Here is a 17,414-nt window from a genome sequence, read left to right as displayed (position 1 = left end):
AAGCATTTTATCTTTTGAATTGTTAAAGGCGCTGACGCGCTATGAATTGTGATGTATTGCTATGAGAACTTCACCATTATGTCACAAAAAACCTCATCTCCTCCATCCACTTCTATTCCCTTATTTTTGTCAAAAACAATAACCTCCACACCGCCGTCCGACGAATGTGGTCACACATCAAACGCCGCCGCAGAAATGGATGAACGAGAAAAAGAATGGTACGAGATGTGGGATTACTCTCATATCGGTGATACTGACATCGATTTACATTATTAACTACTCCGAATATGATTCGTCAACAACTCATCTGCGATGTTTCCCCAAACAGTCTGGTAAATTCCTTTGATAATTCAGCTTTCAAAAGTTTGGTTATTTTCGATAATCAGGAATACCTAGAAATCAAGTTTACTCAACATTCTCTGAAACAATTGTCAGAAATTATCGCTCATTTAACTCGACTCCAACAGCTTTTAGTTGAGTCGAAAAAACAAGATATCATCACTCAGTTGCACTCCCTAAATGTACCTGTGGTTATTCCCAATAACTCAGAGAAAGCTACATCAATTATTGCAGCTAACTCTGACGAAGAAATTCCTTTTTAGTCCCTGAAGGCAGAAGATAAAAATTTTCCTTATCCCCCTGTCCCCTAGTCCCCTAGTCCCCTTGTCTCCTAATCCCCAGTCCCCAGTCCCCAGTCCAAAGCGCTGACGCGCCTTTTGGGGATTAACAATTTACCTCTAAATCAGTGAAAGACAAAGCATCTCAATCAAACCAGTCTGCCACTTCAGCACCCAGCACTACTCCGACTGCATTGGAAACTCCAGAAATCGAGTTAGAACGGGACGAGTTTGCTGACCCAATGTACCTTGACCCCAATGCCAGACTACCGCGCATCCAGGCATTGCGGGGTACAACTCCCAAACAGTGCGGCTACTTTGTCCCCGCCGACCAAATGGCAAAAGCTGGATGGTTCAACTTTGACGAAAAGTTACTTACTACCTATACTTTCGAGATTACTGGAGTTGAGGAACAAGGGTTTCTCACTCCTTCTGTGCGAATGTTAGTTTGTCCTAGAACTCCTACTTTAGCTTACGATCGCAAAGCTACCAAAGAATCAAAGCAATTGGTCATTGTGGGACGCTATTTACCGGAATACAAGGATGAGGAGAATATCGGCAATACCCAATATTTTGAGGTTATCTTGCTTGATGACCAGAATCAACCTTTACACCAAGTCCCACTGTCTTACCGGGCTAGCGGTGCTAATCAAGCGACTTTCGCTACCCATTGGCAGACTTTCATCGATGAAATGACCGCTTGCCATGCTATCAGTAACCGCATCGCCGCTAGGGGTAAGAACAATCTTTTCAAGTGCTTGTGCGTATTTTGTTTCACTACTGTCCGAGAACTCGCCGGGACAACTCAGAAAAGCCCTGCCTGCAAAGTAGCTAACCACGAAGTTCCTAGCTTGGAAACTTGGAAGCAGTATTTTCTGGGATTCAACCTAGAACGCAAACAGCAAATCTGGGAAGCTCTGCAACCTGCTCAACCTCTGATTGTACCCGGTCTTTCGGGTAACACTACCCCAATGGCTCAACTGCCACCTGCTCAGTAAGGCAGGGTGTTGGGGGTTGGGGTTGGGGGTTAGGGGAATTCTTCTCTTCCCTAACCCCTACACCCCGACCCTAACACCTATCCCCCAGTTTTTGGAGTGGATAAAGCTTTTCATTACTTGCACTACATTCAACTTACTACTATGAAATTCTCTTGTACTGCCAAGCAATTCGATGCCGCACTCGATACAGTCATGGGTGCAATACCGAGTAAACCAAATCATCCCATTCTTGCTAATGTTCTCCTCAAAGCATCTAACGAAAAATTAGAAATTGGCGCTTTCGACCTGAGTTTGGGTATTACCGCACATTTGGAAGTATCTGTTGAGATTGAAGGTAGTTTTACAATCCCAGCTAAACATTTATCCAACATTATTTCTTCTTTGCCAAAAGAGGAAGAATTGTCGTTTACTATTCAACCAGATAAACAGGAAGCTACATTAACCTGTTCTGGTAAACGCTACAATTTTCGAGGTATGGCAGCATCCGATTTTCCTCAATTACCTACCATAGAACCATCTACAGGTAGTTCTGCTATACTAACTGCCAGTGTCCTAGCGCGGGGATTAAAAACTACTTTGTTTGCCACTGCTTCTGATGAAACTAAGTTAGTTCTCTCTGGTGTTCGGTTAACTGTGTCAGCCCAGCGTGTGGAATTCGCTGCTACTAATAGCAAATCTCTGGCTGTTGTTAAAGATTCTCTTCATAGTCATGGCGAGCAACCAGAATCATCGAATGAAAAGAAACCAAAAAGTAAAAGGAAATCCTCTTCTCCTTCTCCAACTAGTTTAGCTATCACTGTTCCCAAAGCTGCTTTAAAAGAGTTACAAAAGCTTTTGGGTAATCCTACAGAAACCAAGGATGATTTCCCGGTTCAACTGCTTTGTAATGATAGCCAAATTATCTTTAGCGGCGCTAACTTTACTCTGGTTTGTCGCGCTTTGGCTGGAAGTTATCCTGATTATCAACAATTGATACCTTCTTCTTGGAGTCGAGAAGTTTCTGTCAGTTCTCAACAAATTTTAGCTGCCGTGACTCGCCTTGCTACTTTCGACAAACACAAAATTATTCGTTTAGTTCTCAATCCCACTGAGCAAGTTCTTTCTCTATATGTGGAAGGCAAAGATATTGGTTCTGGTGCTGAATCTTTACCTGCGTTAATCAAAAGTAACGATTTCCAAATTGGCTTTGATGCTGATGTACTTATCCCAGCTATTAAAGCTATTCCTTCTTCAGAATTATGTTTTTCCTTTAACGAATCTCATCATCCTGCTACTATCAATTTACCGGATAGTACTCTGTCTTCTGCTACAGTTTTAGTCATGCCAGTGGAACTTGGTGGTGAATCTCCAAAACATCAGCGTTCCCGACGTAAATTATCTTCCCAAACTGCATCAACAGCTATTGAAGAATCAGACACTATTGAAGATGAATCATTGTCCGATGAGGCATTCTCACCATCGGTTAGGGAAAGAGAAACCACAGAAATAGAGGAAATCGAAACAGAATCAATATCAACAGATGTAGTTGAGGCTGACTTAGAACTCGCTGCACTGCCGATGTAAAGCAAAGGTTTTTTACTTAAAACAGCTGGTTGTTAAGCTTTTTAGGGTATATTTTCCAGCAAATATACCCTAAAAAGGTATAGGCAATAAGCTAAAACCATTGCCCCATAAGGTATGTAGCAAGTTTTTCCAGGCTGTCAGGAGTTTTTAGGGTACAAAAACTTGATCTTGTACCCTAAATTTAGGGTACGTTTTGGGCCTATGTACCCTAAAAGCTTAAACGCGATGTACTCAAACCATTGCTGTATAAGGTATATAGTGGGTTTTCGTTGACTGCTACAAGTTTTTTAGGGTATAAAACTGGATTGTCTACCCTAAATTTAGGGTATGTTTTGGGAAAAATATACCCTAAAAGCTCAGGCGCGATGCGCTCAAACCATCGCTGTATAAGGTATACATCAAGTTTTCGCTGATTGTCACAAGTTTTTTAGGGTACAAAAACTGGATTGTGTACCCTAAATTTAGGGTATGTTTTGGGAAAAATATACCCTAAAAAGCTATGGACAGTGACTTAGAAAGAGTGCTGGATGCAGCTTTACAACTATCTCGCCCGGATTTGGAGAAGTTGCACGCTATCATCGGTGGGTTGTTGGAAGCAACTGAGCGGTCAAATCAGCCAATCCCAGGCGAGAGGAGGGGGAGGATTGAGTGGAAAATGATACCCAATAAGAAGCAGGGTAAAGAATATGGCCCTTATCCTTATTTGCGCTATTGGAAGGATGGAAAGCTCAAATCCAAATATTTGAAAAATTTGCCAACTCATTTCAACGAGCCTTAATTACTCTACCCAATCTACAAACCATAGCCCGACTCTTAACCCTTAATTTTGCATTTTGAATGAGAGAATTTTGAATTGTTTATGTATCAACCATTCCATCAAAAGTATCGCCCACAAATTTTAGCCGATTTAGTGGGTCAAAATCCGATCGCAACTGCCCTGACCAATGCTATCAACTCAAGTCGCATTGCCAGTGCCTATCTGTTTACTGGGCCAAGAGGGACTGGTAAGACCTCTTCTGCTCGGATTTTAGCTAAATCGCTCAATTGTTTGGAAACTGATAGCCCCACAGCTTCTCCTTGCGGTTGTTGTTCCTCTTGTCGAGATATTGCCAATGGTGCTGCCATTGATGTGCTAGAACTTGATGCTGCAAGTAATAATGGGGTTGACCAGATTCGGGAAATTTGTACCGGGGCGCACTTGACTCCTGTGCAGGGTCGCTATAAAGTTTATGCGATCGATGAAGCTCATGGATTAAGTAGTGCAGCGACTCAGGCTCTTTTGAAAACTCTTGAGGAACCCCCGCCCAACGTGGTGTTTATCCTCTGTACTACGGAACCTCAAAAGTTACCTAATACTATCATTTCTCGCTGTCAACGCTACAATTTTCAACGCATTAATTTAGATGCAATGGTGGAACATTTGAAAACCATTGCTGAAGTTGAGGGAATAATAATTGATGAAGTTGCTATTGATTTAGTGGCACAATTAGCTACAGGAGGATTACGAGATGCACTTTTTTTGTTGTCGCAACTTAGTTTGTTAGACAAGTCGATTACAACCCAAGAAGTGTGGGAGTTGGTGGGCGCTGTACCGGAGCAAGAATTAATGGAGTTGGTGAGTGCGATCGCATCTGATAAAGAATTGGATACTATTAATATAATCCGCTCCCTTCTCAATTCTGGTAAAGAGCCATTGGTGGTACTTCAGAATCTAATTGAATTCTACACCAAAATGCTGATTGTCCTGACGGTTTCCGATAACCAACTCAATTTTTCGTTATTAGAAGTCAGTCCAGAACAATGCAAAGAATTGGCTAGTTTTTTGGGTCGCCATACCATTTTAGCTGCTCAACAACATCTGCGAACTTGTGAAGCTCAAATTAAATTTTCTAACCAATCTTGGCTCTGGTTGGAAGTTGCTATTTTGGGATTACTCTCTGGTACTATGCAGAGTCACAACCATGATGTGCTTCATGATATACCCACATCTACAACATCACCCATAGCATTACCAACTTCTGCTGTTGTTCCTCATAATAATATTTGGCAAACTGTGCTAGCCAAAGTTCCTCCGTCGCTCAAAGTGTTGCTTTCTCAACATGGTTCATTGACAAATTTCTCTGAGGACACTGCTACTGTATTTGTCAAAAGTGCTGCTTTGAAACAAAGAGTTGATAGCCAAATTACTGCGTTAGAATCTGCCTTTAGTTCTGTTACTTCTAGACCCATTAAAGTTTCTGTGTCGAACTAAATACTTTTTTTGATTGAGGAAATATTTATTTGATATTTCCTCAATATCCTTGTCCCATACTAATCTCAATTACTTTGAGAAATCAGCTAAGATAATAACTAGGGGTTTGGTTTGATCATTGATTGCCGAAACTAGCTAGGTGTTCCTATGCCACAATACTTTCAATATACTCTATTTTTGCAACGGGAAGAGTCCCTTAAATCTAATATAGTTCTGCTAGATAATCCCCTTTTTCCTGAGCTTTTACGAGAGTGGAAGCAAGCTAAAAGATTTGGGTTTGATTTAGAAACTTTTGGTAATTCTGGAGAACCTGATAGCGCTCTTGACCCCAATACTGGAGAAATTCGCCTGATTTCTTTAGCTTTTACTATAGATAGTAAGATATGGGTGCTATTGATCGATTTAGGTTTCGCTAATGAACAAAGAGTCCAAACAGAGCGACAGCTTCATCATCTGGGATTTTGGGAAACTTTGGCAGAACGATTAGCCAATCCAACTGTGGAAGTTGTGGGTCATTCTTTGGATTTTGAACAACAATGGATGTTGGTGAACTATGGATATAAAATTCGCTGTGTCCGCGATACTAAGTTGATGAGTCAGGTATACTGGGCTGGTTTAGATCCTTGGCTGGATAAAGTTAACAATAAGGCGCATTCTTTGGCTTCGGTTTGTCTGCGTCTTGGCATTGAAATAGATAAAACCCAACAGAAATCTGAATGGGGATGGGGAGATAAGGGGGGTGGAGAGCTAAGTAATAATCAACTTAATTATGCTGGTTTAGATGCTGAAGTAGTTCTGCAAATACATGACCGACTTGAGCCTTTATTGAAGGAAATTGGTGTTTGGAATTCCTATATGGCTGAGTGTAGTGCGTCACCTGCTCTTGCACAGATGGCTTATTATGGAATGCCTGTAAATGAGGCGGCGTTGAATAATGTTACTTTGCAGTATGAAACGGCTTATCAGGATTTGGTGAATAAGTTGGGTTCTACTTTTCCTGAAGCGATTCCTTATCTCTATTCAACTAAGGAATTACCGAAGTTAATTAATCAGAAATTTAAGTTGAAATTAACGCAAGTGAATGCTGATTCTTTGAGTAAGTATTGGGATATTCCAGAAGTTAGGTTAATTTCGGTGATTAAGACTACTAAGACTTATCTGGATTATTTGATTAATCTCAAGGAATCGTTGCGCGATGGGTATGTGCGTTCTCATTATACCCAAATTAATCGGGCAGCTTTTGGACGCAGTAGCAGCCAACATCCTAATTTGCAAAATCCCCCGAATCCGAGTAATTTTCCTGATGAATTACAAGCTTATAATTTGCCTGCGATTAGAACGGTTTTTGTGGCACATCCTGGTACTAGCTTAATTGTTTCTGACCTTTCTAAAGCGCATACTCGCATTGCTTGTGAGGCATCTTTTGATAGTCAATTAATTGAGCGGTTAAATTCAGAGAGTCAGGAAATCTTTTGTTCGATTGCTTCTGCGATCGCATTTATTCAAGGTCTTGGTGATGATTGGACTGAGGATAATATTCGTATTTGGGTTAAGGATAAATCTCATGCTAATCATCAGACGGCTGCGATGTTGCGGGCTGTTAGTAAAAACGTGCATTATGGGTCGATGAATTTGCAGGGTTTTAAGACGCTTCAGAAAACTATTAGGACTGGTAGTGGGATTAGTTTAACTGATAAAGAGGCGCAGTCGAGTCAATCTGGTTGGAAGAAAACTTATGCTGGTGTGGCTGCTTTTTGTCATAAGATTATCAAAGAGGCTAATTGCACTTTGCCGTCAGTGTTGGGGATTGAGGAAATTTTGGGGCGGACTAAGTTTGGATTGGGTTATGTGCGTTGTCTGACTGGACGTGGGGTGTTTCTTCCTTTGTATCCCCAAGAGTTTGGGGAAAACAAGTGTGTTTCTGTCAAGGGCCCGGATGCGACGGCAGCTTTCTGGACGATGGCAGAGGCTGATATTATGAAGATGGCTTTGGGTGAGATCATCGAGCGCTTAGATTGTCATCCTGAATATGGGGCGCATCTTGGTAATATGGCTCATGATGAGGTGGATGCGATCGCCAATTCCGATTATAGTCTTGAGGTCGCTACTATTATTCAGAGTTCGATGCGCCAGAGTATGAGGCAATTTATCCATTGTATTCCGGTGGATGAGGGGGAGAGCGCAGAAAGTTTGATTTGTGATTCTTGGGCTCAGAAATAAGAGAAAAGCTACCTGGCAATTGCTGGGTAGTTTTTTTCAATGCCATGAAAATATAATATTTAAAAGCCATAAAGTAATGACCTGAGCCCTGGTATATTTTCGCCAATATTCGCAAGATTTGAATTTCCTTGAAATGCCCACCAATAGCCTTAAAAATATCGAGAGATTTCCGCAAACACTCCAGTGCTTCTGAATACCGCTTAAGTTTAGCTAAACTTTCTCCTAAATTATATAAAACGATTCCTTGCCCAGCAATATCTCCAATCTCTAGTGCAATTTTTAACCGTTGTTGATAAAACTCAATTGCTTGCGGGTAGTCACCTAAGCAATAATAAGAGATTCCCAGATTTCCAAGTGCTTTTCCTTCTCCATTACGATCGCCGATTTCTCGTGTAATTGCTAGCCGTCGCTGTTGATATTCAATAGCTTGACAATGATTTCCTAAACAATCATAAACAGTTCCTAAATTGCCTAGTGCTATTCCCTCACCAGCACGATCACCGATTTTTTGTGTAATTTGTAACTGTTTTTCGTAAAATTTAATGGCTTCGGAGTAATTGCATAGTTCGTTATAAATACAACCTAAATTACCCAGCGCCGCAGATTCTAATTTGGGGTTACCAATTTTACGCGAAATTATTAAAGCTTTTTTAAAATATTCAGTAGCTTTGGCATATTTCCCTATACAAAAGTAACAAATTCCTAGATTGCCCATTGCTCTATTTTCTGTTTCAATGTCGCCATTGTTTTGGGCAACAATTAGGTCTCGACCATGATATTCAATTGCTTTTAAGTAATTGCTCAAATAATACTGTGCTATTCCTAAATTACATAGACAATCGCCTGCTAATTTTACGTTTCCAATTGCTTGTGCAATTTTCAAAGACTGCTGAGTATAGGTAATTACTTCTGAGTACTTACCCATAAAAATATAAGTAGCAGCAAGACTAATTAATACAGTGGCTTCAGCTTCTCTATCACTGATGTTCCGTGCCTCAGTTAGATTTTGTAAATGATAATTAATTGCTATATCGTAGTTGCCCAGAAAAATATAAGCGTTACCCAACCCTGTCAAATAAACAAGCTTTACACGAGGATCTGCTTGGCTTAAAAGCCTATTATAGAGATAAATTTGTTCTCTATAGTAGCCCCAAACAGCAAGTTGCGAATGCAACTCTTGATTGGGAATACTGTTAAGACGTATTCCAATGATTTTATTAGCTTGTTCTTGTGCATCTACTTCACACAGATGGTACGACGCTTCCAAATATCCGCGAACTTTTTCTAAATTTGAAGCAGCTATGGGTGGCTTGTACTTGTGAAGCCAGTTTTTTACCGCTCTATAGTGAGCACGTTCCCAAGGACGAATCTTAGTACTATCCTGTGCTGCCAAACTAGCTTCAACCTCAGCCAGTAGTTGTTTGCCATCAGCCGTTAAGCCAAATTCCTGAGTAAGGGATCGAGATTGAGGATTTGTATCTAATTCGGCAATGTCATTCGTCATGCGATCTGCGTCAGTTTGTCAAATCTTGTGCTGGTAAGTTGTGTTCCTCCTCAACCAGCATCTGCTTTTCATATATCCTCAGTTTAGCCCTAAGTTCGTGGCAATCTTGGCTCAGCGGAATGCCTAATTTGGTAGCGATCGCCAAAGCCTGGTCACAATACTCTCTTGCCTGTGCTGGTTGTTCCAACTTCTGATGCAACTCTGCTAGACTCCTAAGTACCATCGCCTCATTAGACCGCAAGCCAATTTTTCTGCTAATCTCTAAGGCTACCTGCAAATGTTCCAGCGCATCTGCATATCGCTCAAGTTGTAAGAGTACCGTCCCTAAGTTACCTAACATAGTGGCTTCCCCACGCTGGTTTTGCAGTTCCCGTGAAAGATCTAAGCTTAATTTGTAGAAGTTGGCTGCCTGCCCATATTCCCCCACACAAAAGGCTATATTACCCAAATTCCCTAGCGCAATTCTTTCTTCATCCCGGTCTTTAAGCTCCCAGGCGATTTCCAAACTCAGCTGGTGGCACTCAATTGCTTTTGGGTAGTTTTCTAGACCTATGTAAGCAGTACCGATCTGTCCAAGAATTTTACCCTCACTGCCACGATTTTGAATTGACTGGGCAATCTTCAATGCCCGTTTGTGGTATTCAACCGCTCTGCCATAGTCACCCAGATCGTCGTAGATCAGCCCTAGACCAGTAAGTGCTTGACTTTCGCCACGACGGTCTTGAATTTGCATGGTAAGCCCCAAACTCTGTTCGTAGCATTCAATGGCTTGAGGGTAATCTCCCAAGGCATAGTAGGCACTACCCAAACTACAGAGAGACACCCCCTGGCCTCGGCGATCGCCGATTTCCTTAGCAATAGACAGGCTGCGCTGATAACATTCAAGCGCTTTGACAGCATCTCCCAAAGCATTGTAAGCATTTCCTAAATTGCCCAGTGCGTTCCCTTCTCCGTATCGATCCTCCAATTTATGGGCAATCGCCAAATGTTGTTGATGGTATTCAATCGCTTTAGTAAACTGCCCTAGCGCAATGTAGGCATTGCCCAGGTTACCTAAAGCTTCCCCCTCTCCTCGACGATTTTGATTTGCTTGAGCGAGGGTTAAACTTTGTTGATGGCACTCAATCGCTTTGATGTAGTTTCCTAAACCGTAGTAAGCAAGTCCCAGATTGCCTAGAAATGCCTGAAAAGCGCGACTGTCCTCAATATCGCCTAGAATGGCCAAAGCTTGCTGCAAGAATTCAATTGCCTGAGCGTAATTTCCTAAGTAGTAGTGATTGAGCCCGATATTCCCCAAAGCATAGCCCTCCGATCGAACATCTTGGATTGCCCGGGCGACTTCAACGTGCTGTTGTTGCAGGTCGATAGCCTTAGCATAATTACCAAGGGCGCTATAGGAATTGGCTAAGCCATTTAGACAAATCGTGTCCCAACTTGGACTCACTTTAAATAACAGTCTGTTGTAAAGCGCTATCTGCTCTGAATAGTAGCCCCAAGTTTTGAGTTGGTTGTGGAACTCCTCGTTAGTAGGAGTATTGAGGTGAATTGCTAAAATTTTGCTAGCAGTTCCCCAAGCTTCTACTTCACATAGATGGTGAAAAGCTTCCAAATAACTCTTCACCTTCTCCCGATTAGTTGCTTGAGCCGGCGATTGGTATTTCGTCAGCCAGTTAATGGCAGCTCGATATTGGACTCGTTGCAGAGGCAGAATTTTAGATAATTTTAGAGAATCTGGCTTAATACCTAACTCTGCTAACACAGATTCTCCAGATGGTGTGAGGTCGGCTTGATAAGCCTCAGCGCGATCGTGCTGACTTAGAGCATCATAAGCACTTCTCAAGGTGGCGAGGGAATTTACCTCTAACGTCAGGTGATGAATTTTCCGTGCGATCGCTAAACTACGGCGCGAATATTCAATGGCTTTATGATGCTCTCCCAAATGCTGATAGGTACGTCCCAGGCTAGCTGAAGCTGACCCTTCCAGCCACAGATCTGAAATTTCCTGGGCAATGGTTAAACACTGATGATGGCATTCCAGCATTTGCTTATAGTTGCCATCATTAGTTTCTATTCTTTGATACACCCAACCTAGACTTAGTAGAGATAATGCTTCCAACCTGCGGTCTGGAATCGCTTTTGCTACGTTCAAGCTCTGTTGGTAGTAATCCGAGGAGCGATCGTAATTGTTTCGGGAGTAATAGAGGCTACCTAGTTTAATCAGCAATTGCGCTTCTGTTTGGCAATTTTGGATTTCTCGCGCTACAGCCAATTCCCATTGTAGGGACTCAAACTCTTGAGTGCTATCCTTTAATGTTTCTGTGTCGCTCTCAGCAGAATTACTCATTTTTCCAATTTAAATTTTTTCACTGAAAGACACCCTGCCAGTTCAAGTACATTATTAAATCTTATGTATTAATTATAACTAATTTTTCTACCCATTTGTCCTCTCTTTAGATAGTCTGCTCGTCATTAGCAGCGAGCAAGACCAAATCATCGCTATATAATATCAATTAATAATATATTCCACAATTCCACCATATTTCTATTAAATGAAATATTTGATTTTTAGCAATAGGCATCAAAGCCAACCTCTTATCAATACAACTTGCCAATTTTGGGATAATTTGCCTTTGAGATCGTCCAGATACGATGAATTTTAATAACTCCAAAATCAAGTTATCCCTAAGAAAAGGAACGTTAAATTCCACCCACAGCTTGCAAATAAATTCAGCAGCAACAAAAGCAATATAATCTGACGATATTCTTCTATCTGCAAGAACTTTTAAAACCGCAGTGTAACTTCGTTTAATTTCCAATTTAGCTTGCTTAGCTCCTTCCATCAGGATGTCTGCATCTACAACGGTGTAGTTATAACCCAATAGAATCAGTTGCAAAGTTGCGCTACGATGCACCGCTTCATCAACACCTTTTTGCTGTAGGCAATAATTTAAAATAACCTGAGTCCAAACTCCTGCAACTCCTGATTCTACACGAGCGTACCAGCGCAACACCTGATCATCAGAATATAGGATATGTCCTGGCTCTCCAGCAATTAGCACAGTATCGACAAAGGCTGTGCCTATAAGCTCGTTAAGTTGATTTCGTTTATCTTTACTAATATCAAGAGATCTCCAACAAGGGAGAATATAACAATTGTTTCTTACCCAACCAATAATTTGTTCAAAGTAAGCTCTTTGTTGAGAAACTTCATCGGAGCTAAACTTTTGTATAATTCGTTTTTCATTCACAATTCCATAAGTTGTAAAACCATCTATTCCCCATCCAAGAAATTTTTCAACCATTTGCTGAAGTAAATCGAGAGTTGATTGAGCCAGTCCTAATTTCCCTAAGACTCTAACTACATCATCTGCTATCCCTAACTGGTGGAGAGTCAGTAAAGATACAGGATCGACTACTACAAGTCCTCCTTTTTGAAGTAACGTAAGAGCATCTTCAAATTTTTCATAATTAAAGTATGACCAGGCATGGATGTAAGATTCAGGCTTACCAACCAAAATTTCCCAAAGTTCAATAGGATTCTTATTAAGGAGGATTGCGAAAGTACCAAAGGGAATTTTTCCTTCTTGATAATCAGAATCAAACTTATTAAAGTTATTCTTCTCCGATTGTAACATATTATCAAGGTTTTTTAGCCACTCTGGATCGATGCCTTCTGCTGTACTTTGAATGTAAGCTACTCGAAATCCTTGGATGTCTGGTAATGTTTCTAATAATCTAAAGCTTTGGTTGCTTGCTGCCAAATATTTATCTTGTATCGCAACTATTGTGAAAGCATTTTTACCAAAGCTATCTTCTACTATAATTACCTCATCTCCCAAGGTCTTACCCATTAGATATTGGTAAAGCGGCTGACTTTCATTAAGTTCATACTGAGCAAGTTCAGCATCTGGCCTATTATCAATAATATACCACTTCTGAATACCAAACTTATCTTTCAGGAGAACTCCACATCCATTCTCTACACTTTGTATTTCTGAAATATTTGGTTTAATTTTTCTTCCTTCCATGTAGGATATTACGTAAAAAGCATGAATTTTTCCCTGGTTGTAAAAACGCTTCCTTGTTTCATAAATAATCTCGAAAAAATAATTCATTCGCCCTCTAATCTTAAGAAATCGCGCCAGCATCATACAAGTATCAATGGATAAACACTCAATACTGGGATTTGAGTCAAGAAAGCGATCGAGTTCTTCCATATTTCCGGTTAAATAGTTAACTATTGCTAATCGCAATTGCATCACGATATCATTAGGGAAGCGACATAAGTAGTCCAAAGATACTTGGCGACTAGCATCAAGATTACCAATATTCTCATACAGAAATGCAGCCATTTCTGAGACATATTCTAAAGCACCATACTGAGCAAGCAGTTGCCGACAAATTTCTAGTGCGGCTCTATAATTACCTGCGTAGTAATAGGCGGAGAGTAATCTCCGTGTCAAGCAGGTATTTAATGTCTTATCAACAAATTGCTCATAAACTTCCGCAGCGTCACGGTAGTACTTCAAGCTATAAAGCAAATCTGCCAAAGTAATTTGCTCTGGATAAGAAGGATTAGCTAATAAGGATGCTTTGGCCTGCTCGATAAATTCCTGAACATTTTCTTCAGGGGCAGTACTTCGTTTGAATCGGATTCGTATGAATCGGATTCGTAAAATTTGATTAGCAACACTTTCTGGATGTTCGTTCATCAATTCTTGCATTATTTTATCAGCATTTCCGTACTCTCCTTGTTCCAGCTTTAGCTCAAACTTTAGTTGTTTAGCTTCTCTTTTAAATTCTTCGTGAACTTCATTATGTATAAATTTATCTAGCAAAATTTCTGCTTCTATAAATTGTTTTAATACTATCAAACAACTAACAGCTAGTAAGTTAGCTTCAGGAGTTTGTGGACATAAAAGGATTTTTTTAAGGTAATTATATGCTTCTAGTTCATTACCTTTTTCATGTGCTAGAAGGGCAAGTTGTTTTATACAATAAGGCTCATCAGGTTTCTCTTTTAAAGCGATTTCAAAATCGCGGATTGCTTCATCTTGCTTTCCTAGTAGTCTCAAAGCACTTCCTCTATTTATCAAGGCTATTAATCCTATAGGGGATAAATTATCAAAATTAGGGTAAGTTCCACCTAATACTTCAGTGAATAAATCTACAGCCTGTTGCAGATTGGTTTTATTTGCTTCGTCGATCTGTCCGGCAATAATAATAGAGAAATTCTTGGCGATAGGTTCTATTAAACTAATACCTAGAAAAACTTTGACGTTATTTAGGTTCACTTCACCTTGATTGATAGCTGCTTGAAACCATTCTTTAGCTTGGAAATATAGCTTCCGATCTAAAGCGGCTTGTCCCAAAGCAACCAGTACATCGGGATGACTGCGGTAAGCGAACGGAACTCTATCAAGAACTGCTTCGAGTGTATCTGTAGCTGAAGCCATCTGAACTCGGAGGGAATACGCGATCGTATTAGCTGGATTTTTCTGTAGGCTCAGCTGAATTAACTCCTCAGCTTGGATATATTCTCTCTGTAAGAAATAGCCCATTGCGGCAAGAGCAAGAGCTTTATCATCCTCCGGGTTGTGCTGTCTAGCTCCTAGAAAGGCGGCGGCAGCTTCAGGGATCTGCTCCAGCCCCAAATTAGCCATACCAATATTGGCAAGTAGGCGATACCTAACAAGAGAATCTGACTTATACCAAATTTCTGTTTTTAGATCTGTCAGATAAATTAAGGCTTCTTTAGATCGACCTTGCCGAAGCAGTTTGCAACCATACTCAATTCGGTTATGCCGCTCATCATTCAGATTAATAGAGGTGCTGGCATTAATTGACGGAATAAATCTTTGGATCGACGCTGTTACTAACTCTTCAATGTTTCCATAAGGCGTGGCTCCTGAAATTTGTTTAGCGTTATCCTCTACGAAGATATCTAATTTTGCCAGAATCTCAAAAGCAAATGCGCTTGCATGACGTGCCGCCATTTCTTGAGAACTAAAAGCATCTGCTTCAGTTCTATCGTCAATCAAGTCAGAAATTCCCCGAATCACGATCGCAGACACTTGCTGGTTCATGCGAACCGCCTTCAGCAAGCCATAGCCTTCCATTTCTACAGCAATTGCGTCGCTGTATTGCTTTCGGAGAAACTGAAAAACACTCGACCGGGTTGAAGCAAGCACTTTTTCCCCAGCTGCGATGGGCGCAACCGATACGCTAGGGATGCGATTGGGCAAATGCTGCACTCGTTGCAACCAATCACGCTTATGTGGACGTGCTTCCGCTCTAGCTCTCTGCACTAGGTTGTAAGAAGCAAGTTCCAGTTCGGGTCTAGGCAAAAACTCATCCTCTGCGTCGCCAGATTCATAACTATAAATTTTTGTTGCGGCAACTACATCACCCAACGCAAGATCTTTAATTCCTCCAGCTACACCCACAAACAGGAGAATTTTGGGTTTGAAGTAAGCGATAGCCCGCTCTGCTTCTGAGGATGCACTCGCATTTCCCGTACCGATTTCAGCAATTCCTACCTGCCACACTCTACCGTTAGCAGTAAAGTACCCTCGTTCGTAGATCGTTCCTTGAGGATGTGTTTCTTCTTGAACGTCGGTCAAATGTTCCCGAACAGCCTGATATTCTACGGAGAGTGCGGTAAGGATAACTGCGCGAGGCATGAACGAACCTTAGTACGATCTGTTATTTCCTTATTTTGGCAATTATCTAAGAAGATGCCCAGTTTTTCATTATTAGCTTTTTGAGCCATCAAGAATTATACCAAATCCGGGTTAGTTACCCATTGGCGTATCCTCTTCTTCTTTCGTGTTCTTCGTGTCTTACGCGCTACGTGCGCGCTACACGAAAGTGGTTCTATAAAAATCCCTAAACCGGGTAATCAACTGGGGTTTAATATTACTATAATTCATAAATGTTCGCGTTAATAGCGTTCCTGCCCACATTCTAGAGCCTAAATTGTCACGCTATGAATTTTAGTCAATTGACAATTTGGGACTAGGGACTGACCAAGAAAAAGTAGTATTTTAAATAGAGCTACCCCAAGTGTTTTAGGGATTCAAGCGGTATACCCAATTCACCGGTAATACTCAAAGCCTGTTGGCAATATTTAAAAACCAAATTTCTCTCACCTAACTTTTGATAAATCACTGTAAGATTTAACATAACATTAGCTTCGGTTAAACGTATACCAATTTCTCTAGAAATTTTCAGAGCTTGGTAAAGGTACTTTAATGCTTCTGAATAATCTTCAATCTTTAATGCTTGGTTGAATTCTACTTCCTTAACTTTTGCTATGGTAATTCCCAAATTACATAATGCCTCTGCTTCACCTGCGCGATTTTCGATTCGCCGCATAATAGTTAGATGTTGTTGATGGTATTCAATAGCTCGATCGTATTTTTTACAACCAGTGTAAGCTTGTGCCAAGCTTCCCAATGCTCTTCCTTCCGCAGAATGATCGGGGCTTTGGCGTGAAATTCTCAAGCTCTCCTTTTGGTACTTAATTGCTTTGCAGAATTTTTCTTGTTTGCAAAACACAAGTCCCAAGTTGTTAAGTGCAGCAGCTTGTCCTTGACGGTTGTCATTTTTCCACGCGATCGCTAAATCTTGTTCATAGCAATTAATAGCTTGAGTATAGTTACCTAAAGAAAAGTAAACAAGACCTAAACCATTTAAAATTGCTCCTTCCTGCTGATTATCGGGAAGTGTACGTGCAAGCTCTAACGCTTGTTGATAGCAATTAATCGCCTTTGTCAGATATCCCAAGGCATAATACACTTTACCCATACCATATAATAAAATGGTTTTATAGTAAGGCTCTAAGTTTTCTAAATAATCCAAAAATCCTTGATAAAATGCTGCTAATTCTCTATAATATCCCCAATTAAAAAGTTGGTTATGAAGCTGGTTATTTTCATAAGCACTAATATTAATAGTCACAACTTTTAAAGCTTGATTCCAAGCTGATATTTCAAAAAGATGGTGAAAGGTTTCCAAGTAACCTTTCACTTTTTCCAAGTTGGAAACATTGGGCTGAGGTTGGTATTTTATAAGCCAGCTGATTGCAGCCCTGTAATGAGACCGCTTCAAAGATGATTTGATATATCTTAGAGCTTGTGGCTCGATTCCGAGATATTCTAGAACGAATTCGTTAGAGGATTTAAGATATGCTGCTTCTAACTCTAGCCGTTTTTCCAAATTTAAACTATTAAGATTATCCATGTTATCAATAAAGTTTT

At 40.6% G+C, this 17,414-nt stretch carries 11 protein-coding genes; 7 read left to right on the top strand and 4 right to left on the bottom strand.

Features of this window, described 5'->3' with window-relative positions; all coding sequences use genetic code 11:
- Positions 1–78 precede the first annotated feature (78 nt).
- The 7 genes from ACE1CC_RS13030 to ACE1CC_RS13000 all read left to right on the top strand — a co-directional run bounded on the left by ACE1CC_RS13030 (position 79) and on the right by ACE1CC_RS13000 (position 7,649).
- Positions 79–276, top strand: coding sequence for a hypothetical protein (locus ACE1CC_RS13030; RefSeq protein WP_143171191.1), 198 nt, complete (start codon positions 79–81; stop codon positions 274–276).
- Between the two features lie 11 nt (positions 277–287).
- Positions 288–602: a hypothetical protein gene (locus tag ACE1CC_RS13025; RefSeq protein ID WP_413270864.1), complete on the top strand. Its 315-nt coding sequence runs from the start codon at positions 288–290 to the stop codon at positions 600–602.
- A 143-nt stretch (positions 603–745) separates the two neighbouring features.
- Positions 746–1,615, top strand: coding sequence for a DUF5895 domain-containing protein (locus ACE1CC_RS13020; protein WP_413270863.1), 870 nt, complete (start codon positions 746–748; stop codon positions 1,613–1,615).
- Between the two features lie 141 nt (positions 1,616–1,756).
- On the top strand, positions 1,757–3,178 hold the full coding sequence (gene dnaN / locus ACE1CC_RS13015) for a DNA polymerase III subunit beta (protein WP_413270862.1): 1,422 nt from the start codon (positions 1,757–1,759) through the stop codon (positions 3,176–3,178).
- A 499-nt stretch (positions 3,179–3,677) separates the two neighbouring features.
- A complete protein-coding gene (locus ACE1CC_RS13010) occupies positions 3,678–3,956 on the top strand; it encodes a hypothetical protein (RefSeq protein ID WP_413270861.1) in 279 nt (92 codons plus the stop codon).
- A gap of 81 nt (positions 3,957–4,037) precedes the next feature.
- Positions 4,038–5,429 carry a DNA polymerase III subunit gamma/tau gene (gene dnaX, locus ACE1CC_RS13005; protein WP_413270860.1) on the top strand — a complete coding sequence of 464 codons (1,392 nt, stop codon included), beginning with the start codon at positions 4,038–4,040 and terminating at the stop codon, positions 5,427–5,429.
- A 147-nt stretch (positions 5,430–5,576) separates the two neighbouring features.
- A complete protein-coding gene (locus tag ACE1CC_RS13000; protein WP_413270859.1) occupies positions 5,577–7,649 on the top strand; it encodes a DNA polymerase in 2,073 nt (690 codons plus the stop codon).
- Here ACE1CC_RS13000 and ACE1CC_RS12995 read toward each other — a convergent pair.
- From ACE1CC_RS12995 to ACE1CC_RS12980, 4 genes are all read right to left on the bottom strand, one after another.
- Entirely contained in the window at positions 7,576–9,153 is a 1,578-nt protein-coding gene (locus ACE1CC_RS12995; protein WP_413270858.1) for a tetratricopeptide repeat protein, read from the bottom strand. The two genes, ACE1CC_RS13000 and ACE1CC_RS12995, sit on opposite strands and share 74 nt — an antisense overlap.
- Before the next feature lie 10 nt (positions 9,154–9,163).
- Complete coding sequence (locus ACE1CC_RS12990; protein ID WP_413270857.1) at positions 9,164–11,497, bottom strand: tetratricopeptide repeat protein; 2,334 nt, start codon at positions 11,495–11,497, stop codon at positions 9,164–9,166.
- A 166-nt stretch (positions 11,498–11,663) separates the two neighbouring features.
- Positions 11,664–15,836: a PIN domain-containing protein gene (locus tag ACE1CC_RS12985; protein WP_413270856.1), complete on the bottom strand. Its 4,173-nt coding sequence runs from the start codon at positions 15,834–15,836 to the stop codon at positions 11,664–11,666.
- A 373-nt stretch (positions 15,837–16,209) separates the two neighbouring features.
- A complete protein-coding gene (locus ACE1CC_RS12980; RefSeq protein ID WP_413270855.1) occupies positions 16,210–17,397 on the bottom strand; it encodes a tetratricopeptide repeat protein in 1,188 nt (395 codons plus the stop codon).
- Positions 17,398–17,414: the final 17 nt, after the last annotated feature.

The organism is Floridaenema aerugineum BLCC-F46, from assembly GCF_041929345.1.
Taxonomy (GTDB): domain Bacteria; phylum Cyanobacteriota; class Cyanobacteriia; order Cyanobacteriales; family Aerosakkonemataceae; genus Floridanema; species Floridanema aerugineum.
The sequence above is the reverse complement of the archived record's forward strand: the minus strand, read 5'-3'. Positions and strand labels throughout refer to the sequence as shown.